This is a genomic window from Neptuniibacter pectenicola (assembly GCF_001597735.1).
Lineage (GTDB): Bacteria > Pseudomonadota > Gammaproteobacteria > Pseudomonadales > Balneatricaceae > Neptuniibacter > Neptuniibacter pectenicola.
Genome location: NZ_LUTS01000006.1, coordinates 151,179 through 174,067, shown reverse-complemented (window position 1 = coordinate 174,067; position 22,889 = coordinate 151,179). Strand labels below are relative to the sequence as shown.

Sequence of the window (22,889 nt, the reverse complement as noted above, 5' to 3'; positions counted from 1 at the left end):
TATTAGAGCGATGGTGTGCTTGTGTTAGAGATAACTGGAGGTGAAATCGCCCTTTCTGCGACTGTCTTAGAGTCTTACCATCCCTCTGAGAGGGTTGTAAAGTACACTAACCAACGCCCCAATGTTTAACTGAAGATGGCCCTTCATGTTGAGGAATAGTGGGGCATTGGCTAGATGTTAAATGTCGCTAAACGATCTAGCGTTTAGGTCGTGGCGGCTCAGGCAGTTCAGACTTACTTAATGTGCCATTACCATCCGTATCGAACTTGTCAAAACCATCTAAAAGAGGCCCCTTGAGTTCATCTTTGCTTAATTCACCATCGCCATTAATATCAAGTTCCTCAAAGGACGGTGGTGCCGGACGATCGCCCTTTGCATGCGCAGGTAAGATACTCGCTGACATAATAACCGTCGCTAACAAAAGTGCCGATTTTTTCATAACAAACCCTCTCTATCTTTTTTAGATAATCAAACATTAAAGAGTGCTATGCAGCGCAACCGCCCCATATAAATCACTCAGGTTTAAACTCGATCTCAAACTACGTATCTGCGTAAAACGGCTACCCACATACGTTTAATCATTCGATTGTGCTAGGTGCTGACCTAAACTCCTGACCACGTCATACCGCCTTAATGTGCATCAATATCAACCACGACATACACCGCCTTACCATTCACCTTAGACGGCATAAAAAACTGACCATTCAGCGTAAAATACTGCACACCGTTGACCTTTTTGGCGTAGGCTCCATCAGGAAGGCTCTCTAAAACACTCCCCCGTTGATAGATTGCTGGCCCTGAAACCGCTAACTCAACCACTTGGTATTCACGCACCTCAGGCACCCAACGGTAAACAATATCGCCATGCCGGAAATAGTCCTTACCCCCTCGCTTAACAAGCACGGCCCCCTTGGGTAGGTGACGTAAACCTGGGGCTTTATCAACCACCACATAATGCTCACCCGCCTTACGGTAATAGACTCCATCGGATAACCAGTACTTAACCCCCTCCACCACCAAATGAGCAGCTGTAGCGGGCAGGAAATCAACAGGACCATGAGGTCGCTGATGATGAGCACCTGGCGCGGCATTAACAGCCCCAGCATTCGCGATCAAAATACTTACGACAACAAAGCCAAAAAACGCCTGTTTCATGCGCCTATCTCCTATTCGATTGACAACGCTATAGTGAAACAGAGGCAGGTAAACTTGGGTTATGGAAAGGTAAAGTTAGGTAAAATCAAAACAGAGAGGTAATCCACACCCTCGCAGACACAGAGAAAGTAGGAATAAAACCGCTATTATGGGATTAGTGAATCAACCACCCACAACAACAGGATCTGTTGGCATGCGGGGCGATAGGCAGGTTAAGCCTTATGATGGTTAGGCCCTATATCATTAGAATAAAGAAAACAGCTAGGTCGTTAAGTAAGGCACACAGATACAAAAACGCCCCGCCAGCAAACCGAAGTTGCGGACAGGGCGTTGTAATCTAGCACGGCTAACTAATCAGTTATGATGGCTGTTTAGTCGTACGCAGGTAAGGCAATTTTATCTCAACATCACCAAACTTAGCTTTCGCCTCGTCATCATTTAACGACAAACCAACAATAACATCTTGCCCTACTTCCCAGTTAGCAGGCGTTGCAATAGGCGCTCCAGCGGTTGCTTGCAATGCATCCAACGCACGCAGAACTTCAGCAAAGTTACGGCCAACCGACATTGGGTAGGTCATCGACAGCTGCAGTTTTTTGTCTGGGCTGAAGATAAAGACCACTCGCACACTAGCAGAGTCAGCAGCGGTGCGACCATCCGGCAGATAAGCATCCGCTGGTAACATATCTAATGCTTTGGCAACCGCCATATCGTCATCCGCAATGATTGGGAATTTAGCCGGTGCGCCAGAGTATTTCTCAATATCCGCTTTCCACTTAACGTGCTCATCAACGCCGTCTACCGACAGGCCGATCACTTTAGTGCCGCGCTTTTCCCATTCAGCGGCTAGCTGAGCCACTGCGCCAAACTCAGTTGTACAAACCGGTGTGAAGTCTTTCGGGTGGCTGAATAAAATAGCCCAGCTGTCGCCGATGAAATCATGTAATTTGAAGTCGCCTAGATCGGTTTTCAAATCGAGGTTAGGTACGATGTCATTGATTCGAAGTGCCATCTTTCATTTCTCCAGTTGTCTTACTTTGGCGGGCATACTTGCCCTTTATTAATAACATAATAATATAAGCTTATAACTAAATAAAATTAATCCTAGCAATACACGTAATAGTCAAAATTTATAGCGTGAACGCCATACCGCCTTAAGGCCTCCAACTAAAGGCGGTTTTAATCTTTGTCACCGCGCTTCAGCCGCTGCCAAGCGGCAAACGTACTGATAAATATTTCACCACTCAGCTGCTCAGGAAACTCAACCCATTCCAAGCGATCCATCACCGGCCCCTTAACTTCAGCCAAATGTAGTTTAATCCCAGTATCCTTCAAGCGAGCATTGATCGACTCTAAGCTATCCAGTGCTGACGCATCGATTAGATTGACCGCCTGACAACTGATCACTAAATGCTGAAGTTCTGGACTTTGACTCACCAGCGCCTGGATCTGATCCTCCAAATAACGGGCGTTGGCAAAATAAAGACTTTCATCAACCCGAATAATCAGCACGTTCGGGCAGGTCTCCACCGTATGTCTCTCGATATTACGAAAGTGTTCACTACCGGCAACTCGCCCTACGACCGCCGTATGTGGCCGACTGGTACGGCAAATATGTAACGCGAGTGATAAACCCACACCAGAAAGAATACCTGCTTCGACCCCTTGCAGCAGGGTGATCACAACGGTTAGCAGCATCGCCGAAAAGTCAGCCTTGGAATAACGCCACGTATGCTTGATTGCGTGGATATCAATTAAAGAAAGCACGGCAATAATGATCGTCGCCGCTAAGGTTGAGATAGGCAATGTCTGCAACAGAGGCGTTAACCAAAGAATAACCACCAAAATACCTAAGGCGGTAAAAGCGCCCGCTGCAGGAGTGCGTGCGCCAGCATCAAAATTCACCACCGAGCGAGAAAAGCCGCCCGTTACCGGCATACCCGTACTAACGGCCGCACCAAGGTTGGCACAACCAAGGCCGATTAACTCCTGATCTGGATCGATACGCTCACGACGTTTTGCAGCCAATGTCTGCCCCACAGATACCGACTCCACAAAACCGACAATACTGATCAACAGCGCCCCAACCCAAAGCTGCTTCCAAAGGCTGATATCGGACGAAGGCATCGCCAAAGGTGGTAAGCCCGCTGGCACACTCCCCACAACCGCAACGCCCTGTTCGTTTAATGTGAAATAAGCGGCGATGGCCGTAGTCACAACAACCGCCAAGATCGGAGACAAGCGCCCCACACTATTGGCGATGACTTGGCTAAAACCTAATTGATTCAAAAACGGCCCTAGCCAACGCCGACTTGCATATAAAAACAACAACGTACCGCTACCCATCAGTAGCGTCATAAGATTCAGATCCGGCAGCGCCTTAACCAACGCGAGCAACAGGTCAGGCAGGTTATGACCACTCACCGAAACCCCCAACAGATGTTTAAACTGACCCACAGCGATGATGATAGCGGAAGCCGTTATAAAACCGGAAATCACTGGATGACTGAGAAAGTTGGCAAGAAAGCCCAGTCGAAATAACCCCATCAATGTTAGCATGACACCGGACATAAACGTCAGCAAAATAACGGTGGTCAGGTATGCGTCACCGTCCGGTGACACTATCGTGCCTGCAGTAGCCGCCGTCATTAAAGCAATAACGGCAACCGGTCCTACCGATAAAGCACTGCTTGTACCTAACACCGCATAAATCAGTAAGGGGGCAATACTGGCATACAGCCCCACTTCAGGGGGCAGACCCGCCAGCATAGCGTAAGCCAATGACTGAGGAACCAACATCACTGTCACAATCATAGCCGCCATCAGATCCTGATTGAAGATCGCCAAACGATAGCTCGGCAACCACTCCAGAATCGGCAGGTATTTTTTAATATTCACTTAAACCCCTTAATAGCGCTCAAGATCAGCCTTTAATAAAGCTATCCTTCTCTGCATGCAAATCATGACCAGCAGCATGGGCGGCCTGCAACAACTGCCCTAAATCACAGCTTTCCTGCTGCACTTGATTGTGAACCCAAAGGGATACCGCGCGGCGACCACTGCGGCAAAAACCCAAAATAGGCGTCGGCAACCTATCAATTGCGGCACCAAAGGCCTCAATCGCTTCCGTTGTATATTCACCCGGTGTCACAGGAATCTCGACCCATTCAATTCCCGCCGCTTCTGCTGCTTGGCGTAGCAGGGAGTCGTCGATATGGTCGTCCGCTTCACCTGGCTGGCGATGACAGATAATCGCGCGAAAGCCAAGGGTTTTCAGCTCTTCAATATCACTGGGATAGATCGCATGGCTGATAGAAAAGCCCGGTTCAAGTTCTTTAATATCCATAAATTCCTCGGTCTTATTTAAATAGGTTGATCGGTACTTTTAGGTACACTTGGCCATTGTCTTCTGCTGGCGGCATCTCACCCGCTCGCATATTGACCTGAACCGATGGCAGAATCAGAGTCGGCATAGCCAATGTCGCATCACGCTCGGTGCGCATGCGTACAAACTCAGCCTCGGTAATGCCTTCATGCACATGTACATTGTGCTTACGCTGTTCTGCCACCGTCGTTTCATGGCAGTACTCCTCCCGTTCCGGCGCTTTATAGTCATGGCAGAGGAATATTCGGGTTTCCCCCGGCAAACTAAGTACTTTTTGAATCGAGCGAAACAGCGTACGGGCATCACCACCGGGAAAATCACAACGGGCAGTACCGTAATCCGGCATAAATAATGTATCGCCCACAAACGCCGCATTTCCGATCACATAAGTTAAACAGGCCGGAGTATGCCCTGGTGTATGCAACACATAGCCTTCAAGTTTACCAATATTAAAACGATCGCCTTCCTCAAACAGATGATCAAACTGACTACCGTCACGCGCAAACTCAGTATCGGCATTAAATGCCTTGCCAAAAGTATCCTGCACGAGGGTAATCATAGCTCCGATACCCGTTTTTCCACCCAGTGTTTGATGTAAATAAGGTGCTGCTGATAGGTGATCAGCATGAACATGGGTTTCCAAAATCCACTCAACCGACAGATCCTTATCACGCACATAAGCAATGATCTCGTCAGCCGAGCGCACATCCGTACAGCCACTGGCATAATCAAAATCCAGCACCGAATCGATAATGGCACATGCAGTAGACTCAGGGTCCTGTACGACATAACTGAACGTGTTGGTTGGTTCATCAAAAAAGGCTTTCACCTGAGGCACGCACGGGGAAGCGTGTACTTCACTCATGGTATATCTCCTGCCACACAATATTAGATAAGTCTAATATTAAATGAAATTTCGTAGCCTGTCTGCTTTACCTCATTTAAATTTAACTATGAGCTTAATAGCCACAGCGTATTTACTCCATTAACGCAATCTCAACGGGTTTGTGTCGCAACAAACGATGACTCAAGCGTAGCAATGCCCCTAGCGTTAAAAACTGTACCACCGCAAGTCCAGCAATCCCCAACCAGTAAACCGCGCCAAACGCAGTGACGATACCACCTTGTACCCACACTAGATGCCACCAGAACATACCCATCACAAACAACGCGACACCAGGGCAGATCAAGCCAAAACTAACGGGGTTACGCTGGTCACCTAGAAGGTGATCCGTCAAATAACCATTTAGCTGCATAACACGATACCCCAGCAGCATAATGCCCAGCTGCAACATGAAAATAGCTGTCAAAACAACAAACAACCTGCCCTGCTCAACAGGGGTTGAAAAATGATGGCTCAAGCCATGTTGCATCCTCACCCACTCAATCCCAAGCAACGTCATAATCGGGATCAACATCCAGATGCTCGGCGTGGCCTGTTTTTGTAAACCATACTGCAACATCGCTTGCAGGCCCGATATTAAAATCAATACACCGGAGACCACAGCAATGACCAGAAACAAAATCGATAAAGTTGCTGCCAGCGCCGCCACAAACGCTACGTGCGACATAGCCGCCGGTGCGGCAAAACCAACAGACAACATAGAAAAGGTAAAAACAGCCATCAACGGAGAGAGGTGATTATGCTCTTCATGGCGATACCCACCACTAACAAGCATCCGGCTCAGATAACGGCCATAGAGTTTGAGTGACCAAACGCCTATAGCAGCAAACGCCAGCAAGGCGAGAGGAAAAAGATATTCCACAATAGACCATAAACCGGGCACACAGAGCGCACCGAGTGCAAAACAAACATTAACAGTCATCGCAAATGTCAGCGGCTGAGTCATCAACTGCACTTCGCTGGGAGAACCCAACAATCGCTGGTAGGCTTCTGTATTGCGCGCCACACGATATTCACGAATATTCCAGATCAGCAGCGTAAAGTGCAACAACGCCAGCAACAACATAAAAAGGGTCGCAAAAATAGCCAGCGGGCGGACTCCAGTAGATAATGGCGTAGTACCAGTCAGTAAGGCCGATAGATGCTGCCAAGTCGGCATAGGAAAACCCTGATGAGGTACCAACCACATCAGGTACATAAAAAATGAGATAGAAAGTCCACCAGCACCGAGTGCCGCCAACCAATAACTGGGATGCCAAGGCTGCTCAGGGTCTCGTCTTAACATCAGAAATCTCCTTATCTTTGATAATTGAGTCAGGCTAAAGCGGAGGATTGCACTCGACTCATAAGCGTAGCGCTAAATCACATTCTCAGCAGAAGTAGACTAAAAAGTCACAACGCTATTGTAATAAAGTATTTTATATTAGAAAATACTAATATTAAACATGTTATTACATACTATTTGCCTTAATGCTAGCAGATAGCTGTCACCCCACCGCTTCCGTTTTTAAAAGAGAGGATCATCCGATGAAGAAATATCTAACCCCGCTATTCCTCAGTGCAATCATGTCTCTGCCACTGAGTAGCGCTCAGGCAAGCGATATTAGTGGTATCAGCCCCAAAGCCACCTATGAACTGTTACAACAAAAACCGGATGAGGTGCTGTTTATTGATGTACGTGACCCGATTGAAATCATGTTTATTGGCTTTACCGATGAGGTGGATCTAAATATCCCCTACCTAATGGTAGATCGTAGCCAATGGGATGCTAAGAAAAACCGCTTTCGCCTTTACCAAAATCCAGATTTCGCCACTCAAGTTGAACAAGCCCTGCTTGAACGCGGCTTAGACAAACAAGCGACCGTGATCACTATGTGTCGCTCTGGTAGTGAACGAGGCCTACCAAGCGCAGAATTTCTACGCAAACACGGTTTCCCTAATGCAACCTACATGATTAACGGCTTCCAAGGTGACAGCGCCAAAGCAGGTAAAAAAACCGGTTTCCGTATCCAAAACGGCTGGCAGAACTCTGGCTTACCTTGGAGCGCTAAACCTAACCCAGACAAGATCTACCGTATTGATCGCTAATTTAGAATAAAAAAAGGTGCAGGAGAAACCTGCACCCATGGCATACAACTTTTTAAAATGTAGTAACTTAGACTCATAAATCAGCAAAACTGACCGCGTAAGTAACATAGCCAATCGCTGTATATATAGCCCATACCCATTCGTCACATCACGTCATCGTAAGCAGTATAAAATGACCCTACTTGCAAGTAGTAGCCATTCAAACACTTAAATGGGTGTATTTTTCGTTACCATTCAACACATATTTTTCCGAAATGAGCGCCAGACAGCTGATATTCAAATGCTTCTTTAAGGTTCTCATATTTAAAAACACGATCAACGACTGGACGTATGGAGCTACCTTCCAATGCTTTTATATAATCAACCTGTTGCTGTCTGCTACCCACAAGTAACCCCTGAAGCTTCACTTGTTTAAACATCAATTGAGCTGTTGGGAATACTCCCTCAAAGCCTGTCAACACGCCTATTAATGCAATATTTCCCCCTACCTTCACAGCGGTAGTTGATTGCTCAAGCGTGCCTGGCCCACCTAATTCAATCACGTGATCTACACCACTGCCATTAGTAAGTTCCAGAACTTTTTCCGACCAATTTGGGTTCTTTGCATAATTAATGACATGATCAGCACCTAGCTCCTTCGCTTTCATCAACTTTTCATCTGATGATGATGTAATAAATACTTCAGCGCCATGCATTTTAGCTATCTGTATAGCCGCTAATGAAACACCCCCTGTACCCAAAGTCAGTACTTTATCCCCAGCTTTAATCCCACAATCGGCAACTAAAGCTCTCCAAGCCGTTAAGCCTGCAGTAGTGATGGTCGCCGCTTCAGCATGACTCCACCCCTTAGGCGCATGGGTAAAAGCAGACTCTGAACGAGTGACATATTCAATGGCAAAGCCATCAACACCATCGCCTGGAGTTTGGCTAAAGCCTCCTGCGCTAGAAGGAACAGCACCCTCACGCCATTGTGGAAAAAACGTGGATACGACATTATCACCAACGTTAAATTCGCTAACGCCAGGCCCAACGGCTTCTACTACGCCAGCGCCATCTGAAAGTAAAACTCGGCCATCAGCGGTAGGCAGCTGACCCGCAGCAACTAGATAGTCATGAAAATTAAGAGAACCCGCATAAATTTTAACCCGGATTTCTCCATATTCTGGCTGAGGCGCATCTTCTACAGCATCTAAATAAATACCATCGGTACCGTCTTGCTGCTTTATTTTTATTGCTTTCATTTTAAAAACCTTCATATAAAAAGAGTTGACCAATACCTAAAAAAGATAAAACGCTGTAGATATTAGCAAACCTGGATTGACGTCATAATTTTAATAAAGCAAGCCAATACTCAAAAAGGGCTGGCTCGCACTTGTACCGTTATAAGCGGACCAAGGCCATAAAGCAGTCTTAAGCCATGTCATCCTTAGCTTCTATTAAAAAATGCTTACTGATAGATCCCTCAGTTCGGGCTTGAAGTAAAGGAGCATAATCAGGGTCTTCCATAAAAGACTGTGCAGCCTCTTTAGACGGCCACTCTAGAATAATTCGAAGAGTTGCAAAATCTTCATGACCTTCAACCTGTTCATGACTAACCGTTCTAGTAAGATACTTTCCACCATACTTTGCTAAAATCGGTCCTGACTTTTCAAGATACGTAGGAATCCAATCTTCACTTGTTGGTGTTACCTCTATCACAGAGTAATAAGCCATTTCTTCTTCTCCAGTATGGTTTTAGTTTTAGGGCTAGAAGATCAAATTTTAGTTGTATCGACGACAAGCTCAGCTGATCGATTTTTTAAGTTTCATGCCAAAAACCCTCGTTTAAACACAGACCTAAATTAGACTGAAAAACAGTATAGTTACGTGCTTAATCTAAATAAATTACCCTATATCGGATTTCATAATTCGTAATATGAATATAATTTAAGTGAAAAGCGCACAAAAAATATGCAAAAAGGCGACAAACCTGATGCATATTCCTGATAATGAGAAGAAAGAGGAAAAAGAAGCAACAACGTTTTAGGCATATGACTATATGATGCGGTCCCCTCAAACACACCATGTCCACTTGGATTGGGTTCTATACTCAGTGGTAATTAACTCAGTACAGACCAATAAAAGCATGTATTAACGTACTCTACTTAATAAACAGGTATCCATACCAAGCGCCTGAAAAGCTCAATTTTGTCGAGACCGCCTTTCCTGTAAAAAAATGAACAGCCGCGTCAGACAGCATCTAGAGCTGAAGCCCTTCATGTCATGTCATGTCATGTCAGAAAGGCTGACTTGTAAGTCAGTCTCTCTGACAAGCTTTAGATTTCTACAACAACTTTACCAATCGCTTAACCGCTCGTTAAGTAAGCATAGACGCTGCCCACATCGGCAAAACTAAAACGTTGCTCATCAACTAAGGCTATAGAGCACCTGCATCAACAATCCCCAATACCGCAGGTAGGTCCGGAGACAAAGGCAGATCCTCGCCTAGCTGTTTATCAAGATATCAACCGTATTGACACAGGTAGAGCAATACGAATCAGAACCTGATCGGCATTAACTGAAGGTTTAGGCATCTCTGTTGAAATAAATACAGAGTTATCTCCGTACTCTTTAGAATCATTGCTTTCATTTGGTTTTCCAATGAAGGTGTTAAGTTATGCCCTAACGATATACTTCGCAGAAAGTACATAAACAACAAAAAACTGAGATTAGTTTTTAGTTTTTAGATTTTAGGTTTTATATATAATTAAATTTTAGCGCCCCCTACTTATTCCCCCAAACATCCAACCCCCCCAGCTTTTCCAAAAGGAAATCAATAAAGACCCTAACTTTAGATGTCAGCATATTCGACTTGGGGTACACCAGCCAGATAGCGGACAGATCTTCTACCTCATACTCCGGCAATACACGCACTAACGTCCCCTCCTGAATATCGCGATATACGCTCCACAAAGAGTTCATTGAAATTCCAACACCCGATTGGGTCGCTATTCGCATACTGGCTCCGTCATCGCAGATCACACGCGCCCCCGCACCTTTTGGTGGAAAAAACCCTTTGGGTTTATCTCCTTCAGACACCAGAGATCTAGCAGGGCCATCCATAAAAACCAACATCTGATGCGATATCAAATCTTCTAACGTTTCAGGCACGCCATTGCGAGACAGGTATTCAGGGGAAGCACAGAGAATTCTCTTATCATCAGCCAATTTCCGTGCCCGTAGGTTACTGTCCTCAATGGCATAGTTGCGCAGGGCAAGATCAAACCCGCCCTCTATAAGGTTTATCTGAGTATCAGACAGTTTTAACTCCAAATTAACCTCAGGGTGTCTCGCAAGAAATTCAGGCAAGATCGGGGCAATATAAAGTTGGGCAAATGTACTGGATGCGGCAAAACGCAGTGTTCCTTTTATTTCAGAACTACCATGACCCAATGCTGCGCGAGCCGCGTCCTCTTGAGCAAGGATCTCCCTCGCAAACGGCAGAAATTCAGCCCCCTCAATTGATAATGACACCTTCCGAGTCGAACGGTGTAACAAATCCGCCCCCATCTGGTTTTCTAACTTTGCTAATCGGGCGCTAGCGACAGCCGGAGCCAGGCCAAGCACTCGTCCAGCAGCACTGATATTTAACATATCCGCTGCCATAACAAAAAGCCTTATTCCTTCGGTATCCATTCTTATATCCGTCATACGAAAAGGGCTATCTATATGACGGCCTTTACCCTCCCCATGCAAGTAAAACTTAAAAGATTATATTCATAATCCGAATTCTCAACTAAATAACCCCCCATTTAATACACTTATGAGTTGCAATATAGTTCAACTCATCGAGTGAAAACTCTCAGTAATTCTGGGGCACAACTTATGTTTAGCACTGCGACAGTTAACTACCATGTCAAATCTCCCTATTCGCAAGCATTTTATTTTGATACGAATGGTGACGTAGGTAAGCCTGTATCGCCTGAGCTACTCTCAACTCAAATCCAAGTACAAGATATAAGACGTGGTGATCTAACGGTCAATTTCGAACAGAACGGTATTACTTTTGAAAACCATACCAGCCAGATAGTCAACTTTTCTAAAACAACCCGTTGGCAAGAAACCTATAACAATGAAGTAACAGCGCTCTTGTCAGAGAAAATTGGCGCAACAGACGTCATCATTTTTGACCATACAGTGCGAAGAGATAGCGAAAATGCAATCCGACGGCCCGCTCGGAATGTACACAACGACTATAGCCCTGAAGGCGCCAAGCAACGTTTAGTTAATCTTGTAGAGGCTAAGCGTGCGAGTGAAATATCTAAAGGCCATTATGCTTTTGTGAACCTATGGCGACCGATTGAAAGCCCAATAAAAACTGCACCGTTGGGTTTTATTCATCCTGACTCAGTAAATCCTGATGACTGGCTGGAAATTGCATTGGTTTACCCAGATAGACAGGGACAAATCCTCGGCGTTACCGCCAATCATCAACATCATTGGTTTTATATGTCTCAGATGACGCCGCAGGATGTCGTCATCTTCAATGTTTATGATAATCAGGGAAAACCCTATTTAGCTCACGGAGCTATGGATTTAGGTAACGAAACAGACGTAACACAACCACGAATAAGCCTTGAAACCCGTACTTTAATTCGCTTCTGATAAAGGAACTCAGCTGAAATGAAACCCAATCAGCACACGGGGTTTAGCCCGATAAATTCGGGTTATAATCGTGTCTTTAAACGAGGGAAACTATCAGTTGGCTTAGTAGTGCCAATTGAAAATTACGACAATGCCTCAATACCTTCCATGCAGCGCCATATAGAACGCGTACAGCTTGCAGAAGAACTAGGGTTTTCAGCTGTTTGGCTACGAGACATCCCCTTTAATGTCCCCTCTTTTGGCGATGCCGGTCAACTTTATGACCCTTTCGTTTATCTTGGTGCACTTGCCCTACAAACCCGTCAGATAGCATTAGGGGTTTCAAGCGTTATTTTGCCCCTTCGTCACCCCTCCCATATTGCAAAAGCAGCCGCCACAGCAGACCAATTATCACAGGGACGATTAATTCTGGGGATTGCATCAGGAGACCGACCTGAAGAATATCCAGCACACAATACAGCGTTTGAAAGTAGAGGGGAGCGCTTTAGAGAGAGTTATGAATATATACGGGCAATGGCAACGACGTCCCCAACGATCAATAATAGTTTTGGTCATCTACATGGACATATAGAGATGCTGCCTAAACCCGTTTCCGATCAAATACCTATGTTGATCACAGGTACAAGCCAGCAGTCTAGAGACTGGATCGCAGAAAATACCAATGGCTGGATAACCTACCCTAGGGCTGAAAATATACAAAGACAGCTCATTGAAAAATATAGGTCACTAAGCCGAGCAGCAAACCTACTGGAGAAACCCGTTATGGAACCGCTCTATATAGATTTGCTGTCTGACGATAACGCTTCTCCTACTCCCATACATTTAGGGCTGAGACTTGGAATTAAACACTTACGCAAGTACTTGAAAACCAGACGCGATATTGGCGTTAACCATATAGCACTCAATCTTCGCTTTAACCGTTTAGACCCAGAAACAACCATACAAAAACTCGCTAACGAATTATTACCAGACTTATAAAGCTAGGAAATTGACATGAAAAAAACAATTCTAATCACCGGTTCTACTGATGGTATTGGTCTGGAGACAGCAAAATTATTAGCTCGAAAGGGCCATAATATACTGATACATGGCCGCAACAAAACTAAGCTAAATAAGGCTTATGAACACCTAAGCTCCCGTGGTTCTCGAGGCACTTAGAGGAAACATCAAAATCGATAATGCAAATCAGGCCTATGCCCAAAGCAAACTCGCCATAACCATGTGGTCTTTCTACCTAGCCCAAGAACACCCGTCCAATTGGCCTTCGATTATTGCCATTAACCCCGGATCATTACTGGCGAGCAAAATGGTCAAAAATGCTTACGGGATCGAGGGAAAAAGCCTCTCAATTGGCGCAGAAGTCTTAGTCAAAGCGGCATTAGATAAGGATTTTGAAAATGCTTCAGGTAAGTATTTCGATAACGACAGCAACACATTTTCTGCCCCACACAACGATGCGCTTAATTCAGAAAAAAACAAGGCATTAGTTCAAACGATCGAATCCCTACTACAAAAATTAGTCTAGCTGAACACTATCCATTATTCGCCATACAGCGAAGATGTGAATATAAAGTTTCTTCCTATCAAAAGGGGCTGTGCAACGCCAGGTTCACCAAACACATAATAAGGCTAGAACGAGGACCATTGATGTATACTCCCAACATGCCCCCACTTTCGCTCGACGGAGCGGGTAGATTTTTGAATGAGATTACATAAATAGTAGAGCCTTAAAATAACCCCAGCTCCAGTTTGACCTGATCTAACCAGCCAGTAAGACGCTCTGCTGTTTGCTCGCGTTGCCAGTCTTCATCTAGCGCAAGGCCGATAAAGTGCTTTTTATCTTGCGTGAGGGCTTTTGATTCTTCAAATTCGTAGCCATCGATAGGCCAGTGGCCCACGATTTCAGCACCTTTGGTGACAATTTTATCGTGTAGCATACCCATAGCATCAACAAACCACTCTGGGTAACCGTATTGATCACCTAAACCAATAAAGGCTGCTTGCTTACCTGCAAAATTAAGCTGGTCCACCTCTTCCCAAACATCTAGCCAATCTTCTTGAACTTCACCGTAATCCCAAGTGGGAATAGCAAAGATCAAAAGATCATAATGACTGGCCGAATCGAGTGTTGTGTCCGCCACATCGAATAGATCAATATCGGAAATATCCCATGCAGCTTTTACTTTATCGGCTATATCGCCTGTGTTACCTGTGGTTGTTCCATAGAAGAGTGCAGTTTTCACGAAAGTAGGTCTCTAAATCTAGTTTGAGGCTTTTGCTCGCTAAATAGCTTGCGTTCGACTTTTAAAATACCATCATTTTAAATGATAATCATTATTAACATCAATACTATTTAGTTGCATGTATCTAATTTATCAATCGTAGTTAATAAATATGATACGAGAATGATCATTAAGCACCTTGAGCCAGATATAGAGAACATTCTCATCTATGACTCTGTTATCCATACCGGGGGGGACAATACAAAAAACACTCAGTGGAATACCAAAAGACCATCAATCTCGTATATTGATTTTTTGTACTGAAATAAACGAAGGTGCGCTAAAGGTAATTAAGGATTTAAGTCAAAGGGCTGAATTCTACTGCCTTCGTATCTCTAGCCGTAAAAATAAGCCCTCAGGATGTGTTGATATGGGGGCCAAGTTGTACGGCACACTTTCTTAGTATTCTGTACGAAAAAAATACACCTCTGTCCCTCGCCTATTATGATCAGAGATAACGACTAAAATAGACCATCGCAGGTTAAGAGTGATTAACGTGCGATGTGGAAAGCCTTCAAAATTTCCCCATCCTACCTCCCCCCCCGATTCCTCTTAAAGTTTTCTGCCTGCTCCAAGATCTTTTTATAAACATCATCATTAGCCACCGGTGGATAACCGTATTTGGCCAGTAGCAAGATCAGTTTCACTTGCAGCTCGGCTTTGATATCTTCCCGTTGGTTCCATGCGGGGAAGCTGGCGACGCTATCGACCTCTTCCTTGGCATGCTTAGCCAGTTCGATCATCTTATCTTCGGGGTAGGTGAAGTCATACTTAATCGACAGGGATTTTAAGATGTCGTAAAACGCTTTCTCTTCAAAGTCGATGCCCATATCGGCAAAGGATGTCATTTCGTTTTTTAGGTCATGGTACAGGTCGATAATTTCATTAGAGAAGTCTTCCAGCACGCTGCTAACAAGCACATCATCTTCTTTACGTTCGTTGTATTTATCCACCAGCGCTTTGAACTTTTTAGAGAAATCGACCGCTTGCACTTTGTTAGTTTTGGAGACTTCACCAATGGCTTTTTCCAACAGCTTTTGCAGCAGTTTAATCTTGGTATTCGGCAGTTTAATCTTGTCGATTTTAGCTAAATAATCCTCATCAAAGATATCAATCGCGCCCTCTTCGGCTTCATCACCCAATTTGAAGATCTCTTCGACACCCTCGCTTTTAATCGCTTCGGCGATCATATCGCGCACTTTGGCGTTCATCTGTGCCGTATCCGGTGCTACACCTCGGGTTAGCTTGTGGATAATAGAGCGGATCGCCATATAAAAGTGAATATGGTCACGCTCATCTTTGCTGATCTGCTCGTTACCACAGCAGATGTCATAGGCAGCCTTTAAGCGCTTGGTAATATCCATAAAGCGCTTTTCGGTTTTTTCCGTTTGCATTGCATATTCAGCGGCTTCGTTGAGACAGTTTAACTGGCCAACAGGGTCGCCGGAGAAATAGTCGGCGCTATCAAAATGATAAAAGGCTTTGTTCAGTAGGTCTAAGTGGTTACGCACTTCAACAATAGAGGCGGCGATATCTTCAAAGTTGTCATCACCACTGCCACCAAACTGCTTCAGTGCTTTGTTCATCTGGGTTTTAATCCCGATGTAATCCACCACCAGCCCTTTTTTCTTACCCTTAAATTTGCGGTTTACCCGTGAAATCGTTTGTATCAAGTTATGCTGTGAGACGGGTTTGTCGATATACAGGGTATCGAGGAACGGCACATCAAAGCCGGTCAGCCACATATCCACCACAATGGCGATTTTAAAGTTAGATTTAGCCTGCTTAAATTGGCGATCCAGCTCTTTTCGGTCATCTTTACTGCCGAGTAGATCCCACAGCGCTTTCTCATCATCTTTATTGCGCGTCATCACCATGCGCACTCGCGCAGAGGCTTTTATCTCCTTACGCTCTTTGTCGCTAAGTAATTCACCCTTGGCGCAATCCAGTACCTCAAACCATTCAGGGCGTAAGACCTGTAACTCCTGATACAGCTGATAGGCAATTTGGCGAGAGCTACTGACAAACATCGCCTTGCCCGCCACGGTGGCGCCTTCAGCCACGCGATCTTCATAGTGCGCTACAAAGTCCTTGGCTAAGGCATGTATACGGTCAGGATCGCCAAGGATCGCCCCCATACTGGCCATCGCTTTTTTACTGTCGTCTATCTGGTAATCGCTAGCGCCCTCTTCTGCACATTGTTGATAATACGCTTCAATCTCTTTCAGCTTACTGTTATCAAGAACCACTTTTGCCGCACGGCCTTCATAGACAATGCGCACGGTAATCTCATCCTTAACGGACTCGTTCATAGTGTAGCTATCAACCACCTTGCCAAACACATCCAAGGTGGCATCAATGGGTGTGCCGGTAAAACCCACATAGGTGGCGTTCGGTAGAGAGTCATGCAGATATTTAGCAAAGCCGTAGGTTTTCTTAACCCCTCGGTTTTTGCCCTCAGTCACCACCGAGATTTTTTGCTCTAAATTAATCTGGCTACGGTGGGCCTCATCGGAAATGCAGATCACATTACAGCGATCCGTTAACAGCGCGACATCTTCCGTAAATTTATGAATCGTGGTTAAGAAAACCCCACCACTCTGGCGGCCCTGCAGTTTGGCACGCAAGTCAGCACGGGAGGTCACTGTTTCAACCATCTGATCACCAATATAGGTTTTGGCATTGGTAAACTGCTTAGAGAGTTGATCGTCTAAATCGGTACGGTCGGTAATCAACACAATGGTGGGGCTGGCAAAGTCCACGCTTTTCATCAACAGGCGCACTAAAAATTGCATGGTAAAGCTTTTACCGCAACCGGTGGCACCAAAATAGGTGCCGCCTTTTCCGTCTCTTAAAGGGTCGTCGCCAACAATCTCACCTTCACTGTTACGTCGTTTCTGATGCGCTTTAATGCTTTGGTAGAGCTTAGTGGCCGCATAATACTGCGGATAACGACAGACGATTTTGATCTCTTGATGGCTCTTATCCGGAAAATAGATAAAGTGCCGGATCACCTCACGTAAACGCTGCGGATCAAACAGCCCTTGCAGCATACTGGTGAGCGAGCTGATACCGTCCTTTTCCGCCGTCTCATTGCCGTTGACCTTGCGCCAGCCATAGTAAAACTCATAAGGCGCAAACAGGGTTCCCATCTTGTTGTTGACGCCATCACTGATCACACAGAGGGCGTTATAAATAAATAACTGGGGAATATCACGTCGGTAGCGCGTGCAGATTTGCACGTAAGCATCGTGGACGGTGGCTTCTTCACGAATGGCGCTTTTAAACTCAAACAACACCAGCGGCAAACCATTGATATATAAAATGCCATCAGGAATACGCAGCTCACCACCACTGGCCGAGGCGACCCCTTCAATCTCTAGCTGGTTAACGATTTTAAAAAGGTTATTCGTGGTCGGCTGGGCCTGATAGCTGGCACCTTGTTCGGCAACAATGGACAGCTGATCCACTTCATCCGCTGTAGGCACCCGCATCGCTGCAAGGTCGCTGTAATCGATCAGCTGTATATAGAGGTCTTTATCACTAGGGTCTTCGCGCTTGAGTAAAAAACCATCGCTCAACCACTTACAGAAGGTTTTGTTACTCTCATACAGATCACTCGCCGAGAGCAGCTCTAACTGACGGATAATGCCGTCGATCTCATGATCAGTAATACCTTCACTGGCATATTGCTGACTTAAAAAAGCACGCAGATCCGATTTGATCAATACCTCAGTGGTTCCCCGCGAAAGATCACTGCCCAACACATGGGGATAACCCAGCTCCTCCAGTAGTTGGATAATGGCATTTTCTAATTGGGCTTCGGTAAATTTCACGGCACGACATCCTGTTGTGTTTTGTCAGCGTTGTACGCTTAGCTGTTGCTTCAATGTAATTGGGTAATACAAGGTTTAATCACGGCTGGGCAAGTTTTTCAGCATACGATCAAAGTCAGATTCGATAGGCTGCCGCTTATTAAATTTCTCGTATTCAGCATGAGCCTTTTCTTTGGCTTGATCCCGTGTAACCGTACCATAGCCTTCCAGCACTTCGTATTCGTTAAAGCTTAAAAATTTCTCCACACTGAGGGCAAAATTTTGCATCGTAAAGCTATTGCGTCGTTCAATAATACGTTCGATATAATCAAAAAAGCCCGCCACTGCGGCCTCTAACTGTTTGATCTCTTTTTCACTTAAATAGTTTTTACCCACCGTAGTATCAGACTTTAAAATACGGCCTTCAGGCGCATGCTTAAACGTATTCATCCCCATCAATGGCTGAGTGCTATCGGCTTTATTGTAGATAAGCTCGCTAGATGTATTACCCGTAATCGCAAAATGAAACTGATCTTGCACATGAGCATAGAACTGACGGGTGGTATCTGATTTCGGGTCATAATCAATACTGCACTCAGCAAAAATATCCGTGATTTGCTGGTAGATACGTCGTTCGCTCGCGCGAATAGAGCGGACCCGTTCCAACAACTCACGAAAATAGTCTTTACCGAAGTAGCGACCATTTTTAAGGCGCTCATCATCCATGGCAAAGCCTTTGATGATGTACTCTTTAATTAGCGCCGTCGCCCAGATTCTAAACTGAGTGGCTTGTACCGAATTGACCCGATAGCCGACCGAGATCACCGCATCGAGGTTATAGTATTTTGTGGTGGTTTTTTGTGTCTTGCCCGCTATAGCGCCATGGGCAGTGGTATTTTCCAAAAAGGAAACAACCACTTTTTCATCTAACTCACCGCTTTCAAAAATATTTTTTAAGTGCTTCGAAATGGCAGGCACACCCACGGCAAACAGCTCTGACATTCGTTTTTGTGTCAGCCACAGGGTTTCGTTATTCAACAACACCTCAACCTTCACATCACCACTCGGGGCGGTGTAAAGCAGAAACTCAGTGCTTTGATCTTGCAGGCTGAGGGGTTTATCACTCATAAGCAGTCTCAGGCGGGTTGGTTTCGCTATCGAGCAGAGACTCTGGCAGACGCAGTTCACCGGAGATCAATTTAGGGAGAAGGGTGTTACGGAGATTTTCTAAGGATTCTATTTGTATAAATCTTTGATAAACACTTTCCATTTGCTCGCCCGTAAATTCTTGATACTTTCGCAATATTCTATCTGAAGGCTTTAAAACTAATAACTTTTCAAATGAAGATTTATTAAGGATAGGCATTGTCGAACCACTTGCTCCCAACGAGAAAAGCTCTTCGCGCCGCCCTCTTAAGTTATAAAACAAATAATTTCGGCTAAAATCATCCGTCACAACGACAGAATTTATTTGTTGATTAGTATAGGCGGCTGTAGGGCTAATAACCGTTTTCCCCATCTGGCTACCTATACAACTAACACACACTGAACCCTTAGGAATTTTGTTCTTATTTATGACAGATGCGCCTTTATCAGATAAATAACGGTTTACCTTAGCAACAAAAATAGAGTCATCAATATCAGTTGGCGTGATAAAAGGAAAGCCAACTTCATCGTAAGCTCCTTCGACTGATTTTGGTGGAGTTTTACCTGTAACTACCCGACCAAAACTTTTAATATTGCTAACTCTCCACCCCTTCGGCACCCAGCCTAGCGCTTCGGTTTCTTCAAACTCACTGGGGAATAACTGGCGCACATCATCGGGCAAGGGTTGATGATCCGGTTTGGCGAGTTGTTGCTGGCGGCGCTGGGCGCGTGCTTGCAGTTCCTCGGGGATAGGCTTACCCGCGGCTAAGGCGTTGTCGATCACGGGGTCGAAATCCACAAACCAGCTTTTAAACAAGGCTTGCGCCATCTGCTCTAGGGTTTTATTGGTTTCGCGGTTGAGTTGGATTTTATTGTCGATAGAGGCAAGGATGTACGATATATTTTTTTGTTCTTCAAGCTTTGGTTTTTTAAATTGAATAGTGCCAAGTGCGGATGTATATAAATTAGGTTGTACACTGCCAATCGCAAGGTTTTCGATTTCATGACGCCGACTAGATAATACATAAAAAATGAATAGTGGGTCTACTTTGGCCTTATCTGGTTTTATATTTATTACAGCCCTGTTACCACACATGTAATCCTTGAGAATACCTAACCTACCAATTGTCCCTGATTTACTTATCGCTAACGTATCAGGTTCAAATAAGTACGCGCTCTTCCCTGCACTTTTGTAACCCGCTTCAGATAAGGTTCTAGATGTGCTGTATACAAAGCTTCCATTCAGATCAGTAGCTCTGAGCCATTTTATATCTCCATCGAAATATTCAGGTTTCTTCTGAGTAGGATTGACATACCCCTCTTGAAAGCTAGCACAAGATGATAAATTTACGGTTTTCCATTCACTCCCCATAACCCAGCACCTCCAAGTTCTGACGAATGGTGTTATCCAGCGCTTCCGCTTCTTTCATCTGGCGATACAGGGTTTGGCTGAGGTCGCGCATCTTATCTTCAAAGGGGATGCCATCGTCTTCGATATCCGCCGCGCCCACATAGCGACCGGGGGTGAGTACATAATCGTTCTTTTGAATATCCGCTAAGCTGGCCGCTTTGCAATAACCGGCCACATCTTCATACTGTGCCAGTGTGCCACTGCCATCCTGCGTTTCACCGCGCCATGCGTGGTAAGTACCGGCGATTTTGGCTAGATCATCGGAGGTCAGCTCTTTATGAATACGGCTGGCCATGGTGCCCATCTGACGGGCATCGATAAACAGGGTTTCCCCTTTACGGTTACGATAGCCGCGGGTTTTATCTTCACCTTTGTTTTTGGTGAGGAACCATAAACACACGGGGATCTGGGTGGTGTAGAACAGCTGCCCCGGTAGCGCGATCATGCAATCCACATGGTCGTTGTCGATAATCTCTTGGCGAATGGTGCCTTCGCCACTGGTGTTAGAGCTCATGGAGCCATTGGCCAAGACAAAACCGGCGGTGCCACTTTCGCTGAGTTTGCTGAGAATATGCAGTATCCACGCATAGTTGGCATTACCGGTGGGCGGTACGGTGTAACCGGCCCAGCGGGGATCATCCACCAGCTCATTGTCGGCGCGCCACTGTTTTTGGTTAAACGGCGGGTTAGCCATAATGTAATCGGCTTTCAGATCAGGGTGCTGATCTTTAAAGAAGGTATTCCCTGCAACATCCCCCAAGTTGCCGTTAATCCCCCGAATCGCGAGGTTCATTTTGGCGAGCTTATAGGTTGCGCTGGTGTATTCCTGCCCGTAGATCGAGATCTCTTTTTGGTTGCCGTTGTGACTGTTCACAAACTTGACCGATTGCACAAACATGCCGCCCGAACCACAGCAAGGGTCGTAGATTTTACCTTTGTAGGGTTCCAGCATTTCGGCCAATAGTGCCACTACCGATTTAGGCGTATAGAACTCGCCCCCGCCTTTACCTTCACTGGCGGCAAATTTACCGAGGAAGTATTCATACACCCGACCCACCAGATCTTCTTCGCTCATCTGGCATTCGTTGGCCAGCGTATCAATATTGTTAATGGTATCGAGCAACGCCGCCAGCTTGCTGCTTTCTAAGCCTAAACGTGAGAAGTAGTTATCCGGCAAGGCACCCGCCAGCGATTTGTTGGTTTTCTCAATGGTGTGCAGGGCGGTATCGATTTTAAGGGCGATATCATCCTGCTTGCTGTGTTTGATCAACGTCGCCCAACGTGCCTCTTCACTCAGGTAGAACACATTACTCTGGGCATAAAACGGCACCATATCAACAAACTGTTCTTTACCATCATCAATGAGCGCTTGGCGATGGGCTTCAAACTTATCACTGATAAATTTAAGAAAGATCAAACTCAACACGATGTGTTTGTATTCAGATGACTCGACGCTGCCACGTAATTTATTGGCGCTGTCCCAAAGGGATTCTTCAAAGGAGGTGTTTTGTTTTTTTGATGATTTAGATTTTGCGGGTGCTTTAGCCATTGCAGAAACGATTCCATTGTATAAGTAACACGCCCTTCCTGGGATGACTCTATTGGGTAAGGGCGAGCCTTAAAAAAAGCTGTATCTAATAGTGAACCTAATAGGGCTAGATTTTGGCAGAAATTAACCCTTATGTCGCCCTGTGTTTAACTCAAAAACCGCAGCAATTAAGATTAATTAAAAACACAGATCTATACCTAAAGCAGGAACAACAGGAAACGCTGGACACAAAAAAACCAGCAATGACGCTGGTTTCAGGACAGTCTTGAATGAATTAAGACGTAGATTATTAAAACAAGATGGTGGAGCCTAGGAGGATCGAACTCCTGACCTGTTCGCTGCCAGCGAACCGCTCTCCCAGCTGAGCTAAGGCCCCATATTGAGTGGGCGTATCTTAATGAGGCCCTTTTCATGTGTCAAGCAAATTGACGGGGTGAAATTCAATTAGTTCAAGACCTTACACAAGGCTGTTCTATTTAAATCTTTCGGTCAGGCACCCGTTCCGGGCAT

At 45.3% G+C, this 22,889-nt stretch carries 20 protein-coding genes and 1 tRNA gene; 5 read left to right on the top strand and 16 right to left on the bottom strand.

The genetic code is table 11. The features are described from left to right. Nucleotides 1-196: 196 nt before the first annotated feature. The 7 genes from A3773_RS09910 to A3773_RS09880 form a co-directional block, all read right to left on the bottom strand. Nucleotides 197-439, bottom strand: a complete 243-nt coding sequence (locus A3773_RS09910) for an EF-hand domain-containing protein (RefSeq protein WP_067985546.1) — start codon at nucleotides 437-439, stop codon at nucleotides 197-199. A gap of 191 nt (nucleotides 440-630) precedes the next feature. Then, nucleotides 631-1,155 carry a DUF6515 family protein gene (locus A3773_RS09905; RefSeq protein WP_067985544.1) on the bottom strand — a complete coding sequence of 175 codons (525 nt, stop codon included), beginning with the start codon at nucleotides 1,153-1,155 and terminating at the stop codon, nucleotides 631-633. A 358-nt stretch (nucleotides 1,156-1,513) separates the two neighbouring features. Continuing rightward, nucleotides 1,514-2,167: a peroxiredoxin gene (locus A3773_RS09900; protein WP_067985542.1), complete on the bottom strand. Its 654-nt coding sequence runs from the start codon at nucleotides 2,165-2,167 to the stop codon at nucleotides 1,514-1,516. Between the two features lie 167 nt (nucleotides 2,168-2,334). Further along, the gene (locus tag A3773_RS09895; RefSeq protein WP_067985541.1) at nucleotides 2,335-4,053 is read right to left on the bottom strand and encodes a SulP family inorganic anion transporter; all 1,719 of its coding nucleotides are present in this window, start codon (nucleotides 4,051-4,053) and stop codon (nucleotides 2,335-2,337) included. Between the two features lie 25 nt (nucleotides 4,054-4,078). Next, nucleotides 4,079-4,501 (bottom strand): protein tyrosine phosphatase family protein, encoded by a 423-nt coding sequence (locus tag A3773_RS09890; protein ID WP_067985539.1) that lies wholly within the window; start codon nucleotides 4,499-4,501, stop codon nucleotides 4,079-4,081. A 13-nt stretch (nucleotides 4,502-4,514) separates the two neighbouring features. Further along, complete coding sequence (locus A3773_RS09885) at nucleotides 4,515-5,405, bottom strand: MBL fold metallo-hydrolase (RefSeq protein ID WP_067985537.1); 891 nt, start codon at nucleotides 5,403-5,405, stop codon at nucleotides 4,515-4,517. A 112-nt stretch (nucleotides 5,406-5,517) separates the two neighbouring features. Beyond that, a complete protein-coding gene (locus tag A3773_RS09880) occupies nucleotides 5,518-6,729 on the bottom strand; it encodes a TsoY family (seleno)protein (RefSeq protein WP_067985535.1) in 1,212 nt (403 codons plus the stop codon). 242 nt (nucleotides 6,730-6,971) lie between these two features. Between A3773_RS09880 and A3773_RS09875 the strand changes: the two genes are divergently transcribed. Further along, a complete protein-coding gene (locus A3773_RS09875; RefSeq protein WP_067985534.1) occupies nucleotides 6,972-7,532 on the top strand; it encodes a rhodanese-like domain-containing protein in 561 nt (186 codons plus the stop codon). A 227-nt stretch (nucleotides 7,533-7,759) separates the two neighbouring features. Here A3773_RS09875 and A3773_RS09870 read toward each other — a convergent pair whose 3' ends face one another. The 3 genes from A3773_RS09870 to A3773_RS09860 all read right to left on the bottom strand — a co-directional run bounded on the left by A3773_RS09870 (nucleotide 7,760) and on the right by A3773_RS09860 (nucleotide 11,207). After that, entirely contained in the window at nucleotides 7,760-8,773 is a 1,014-nt protein-coding gene (locus A3773_RS09870) for a zinc-dependent alcohol dehydrogenase family protein (protein WP_067985655.1), read from the bottom strand. 169 nt (nucleotides 8,774-8,942) lie between these two features. Further along, nucleotides 8,943-9,245 carry a DUF1330 domain-containing protein gene (locus A3773_RS09865; protein ID WP_067985532.1) on the bottom strand — a complete coding sequence of 101 codons (303 nt, stop codon included), beginning with the start codon at nucleotides 9,243-9,245 and terminating at the stop codon, nucleotides 8,943-8,945. 1,050 nt (nucleotides 9,246-10,295) lie between these two features. Then, a complete protein-coding gene (locus A3773_RS09860) occupies nucleotides 10,296-11,207 on the bottom strand; it encodes a LysR family transcriptional regulator (RefSeq protein WP_067985653.1) in 912 nt (303 codons plus the stop codon). Nucleotides 11,208-11,396: 189 nt separating this feature from the next. Between A3773_RS09860 and A3773_RS09855 the strand changes: the two genes are divergently transcribed. The 4 genes from A3773_RS09855 to A3773_RS09845 are packed head-to-tail and all read left to right on the top strand — an operon-like array spanning nucleotide 11,397 to nucleotide 13,701. Beyond that, nucleotides 11,397-12,176 carry a CmcJ/NvfI family oxidoreductase gene (locus A3773_RS09855; protein ID WP_067985530.1) on the top strand — a complete coding sequence of 260 codons (780 nt, stop codon included), beginning with the start codon at nucleotides 11,397-11,399 and terminating at the stop codon, nucleotides 12,174-12,176. Between the two features lie 18 nt (nucleotides 12,177-12,194). After that, nucleotides 12,195-13,154: an LLM class oxidoreductase gene (locus A3773_RS09850; RefSeq protein ID WP_067985527.1), complete on the top strand. Its 960-nt coding sequence runs from the start codon at nucleotides 12,195-12,197 to the stop codon at nucleotides 13,152-13,154. 15 nt (nucleotides 13,155-13,169) lie between these two features. Next, nucleotides 13,170-13,334, top strand: coding sequence for an SDR family NAD(P)-dependent oxidoreductase (locus tag A3773_RS18350; protein ID WP_231902181.1), 165 nt, complete (start codon nucleotides 13,170-13,172; stop codon nucleotides 13,332-13,334). Then, entirely contained in the window at nucleotides 13,315-13,701 is a 387-nt protein-coding gene (locus tag A3773_RS09845) for a Rossmann-fold NAD(P)-binding domain-containing protein (protein ID WP_067985526.1), read from the top strand. Before A3773_RS18350 ends, A3773_RS09845 begins: the two co-directional genes overlap by 20 nt. Nucleotides 13,702-13,903: 202 nt before the next feature. On the opposite strand, the gene A3773_RS09840 is transcribed toward A3773_RS09845, so the two are convergent. The 6 genes from A3773_RS09840 to A3773_RS09815 form a co-directional block, all read right to left on the bottom strand. Beyond that, complete coding sequence (locus tag A3773_RS09840; RefSeq protein ID WP_067985524.1) at nucleotides 13,904-14,419, bottom strand: flavodoxin; 516 nt, start codon at nucleotides 14,417-14,419, stop codon at nucleotides 13,904-13,906. Nucleotides 14,420-14,988: 569 nt separating this feature from the next. Then, nucleotides 14,989-18,294: a type I restriction endonuclease subunit R gene (locus A3773_RS09835; protein ID WP_067985522.1), complete on the bottom strand. Its 3,306-nt coding sequence runs from the start codon at nucleotides 18,292-18,294 to the stop codon at nucleotides 14,989-14,991. A gap of 75 nt (nucleotides 18,295-18,369) precedes the next feature. Further along, a complete protein-coding gene (locus tag A3773_RS09830; RefSeq protein WP_067985520.1) occupies nucleotides 18,370-19,401 on the bottom strand; it encodes a virulence RhuM family protein in 1,032 nt (343 codons plus the stop codon). After that, on the bottom strand, nucleotides 19,394-20,791 hold the full coding sequence (locus A3773_RS09825; RefSeq protein WP_067985518.1) for a restriction endonuclease subunit S: 1,398 nt from the start codon (nucleotides 20,789-20,791) through the stop codon (nucleotides 19,394-19,396). Before A3773_RS09825 ends, A3773_RS09830 begins: the two co-directional genes overlap by 8 nt. Beyond that, the gene (locus A3773_RS09820; RefSeq protein WP_067985516.1) at nucleotides 20,781-22,379 is read right to left on the bottom strand and encodes a class I SAM-dependent DNA methyltransferase; all 1,599 of its coding nucleotides are present in this window, start codon (nucleotides 22,377-22,379) and stop codon (nucleotides 20,781-20,783) included. Before A3773_RS09820 ends, A3773_RS09825 begins: the two co-directional genes overlap by 11 nt. 300 nt (nucleotides 22,380-22,679) lie before the next feature. Beyond that, a tRNA-Ala gene (locus tag A3773_RS09815) sits at nucleotides 22,680-22,755 on the bottom strand. Nucleotides 22,756-22,889 lie beyond the last annotated feature (134 nt).

Bases quoted from the DNA above. Each gene is read 5' to 3' on its own strand.
- A3773_RS09910 (WP_067985546.1), bottom strand. From the start codon at position 439: ATGAAAAAATCGGCACTTTTGTTAGCGACGGTTATTATGTCAGCGAGT.
- A3773_RS09905 (WP_067985544.1), bottom strand. From the start codon at position 1,155: ATGAAACAGGCGTTTTTTGGCTTTGTTGTCGTAAGTATTTTGATCGCG.
- A3773_RS09900 (WP_067985542.1), bottom strand. From the start codon at position 2,167: ATGGCACTTCGAATCAATGACATCGTACCTAACCTCGATTTGAAAACC.
- A3773_RS09890 (WP_067985539.1), bottom strand. From the start codon at position 4,501: ATGGATATTAAAGAACTTGAACCGGGCTTTTCTATCAGCCATGCGATC.
- A3773_RS09885 (WP_067985537.1), bottom strand. From the start codon at position 5,405: ATGAGTGAAGTACACGCTTCCCCGTGCGTGCCTCAGGTGAAAGCCTTT.
- A3773_RS09880 (WP_067985535.1), bottom strand. From the start codon at position 6,729: ATGTTAAGACGAGACCCTGAGCAGCCTTGGCATCCCAGTTATTGGTTG.
- A3773_RS09875 (WP_067985534.1), top strand. From the start codon at position 6,972: ATGAAGAAATATCTAACCCCGCTATTCCTCAGTGCAATCATGTCTCTG.
- A3773_RS09870 (WP_067985655.1), bottom strand. From the start codon at position 8,773: ATGAAAGCAATAAAAATAAAGCAGCAAGACGGTACCGATGGTATTTAT.
- A3773_RS09865 (WP_067985532.1), bottom strand. From the start codon at position 9,245: ATGGCTTATTACTCTGTGATAGAGGTAACACCAACAAGTGAAGATTGG.
- A3773_RS09860 (WP_067985653.1), bottom strand. From the start codon at position 11,207: ATGGATACCGAAGGAATAAGGCTTTTTGTTATGGCAGCGGATATGTTA.
- A3773_RS09855 (WP_067985530.1), top strand. From the start codon at position 11,397: ATGTTTAGCACTGCGACAGTTAACTACCATGTCAAATCTCCCTATTCG.
- A3773_RS09850 (WP_067985527.1), top strand. From the start codon at position 12,195: ATGAAACCCAATCAGCACACGGGGTTTAGCCCGATAAATTCGGGTTAT.
- A3773_RS18350 (WP_231902181.1), top strand. From the start codon at position 13,170: ATGAAAAAAACAATTCTAATCACCGGTTCTACTGATGGTATTGGTCTG.
- A3773_RS09830 (WP_067985520.1), bottom strand. From the start codon at position 19,401: ATGAGTGATAAACCCCTCAGCCTGCAAGATCAAAGCACTGAGTTTCTG.
- A3773_RS09825 (WP_067985518.1), bottom strand. From the start codon at position 20,791: ATGGGGAGTGAATGGAAAACCGTAAATTTATCATCTTGTGCTAGCTTT.
- A3773_RS09820 (WP_067985516.1), bottom strand. From the start codon at position 22,379: ATGGCTAAAGCACCCGCAAAATCTAAATCATCAAAAAAACAAAACACC.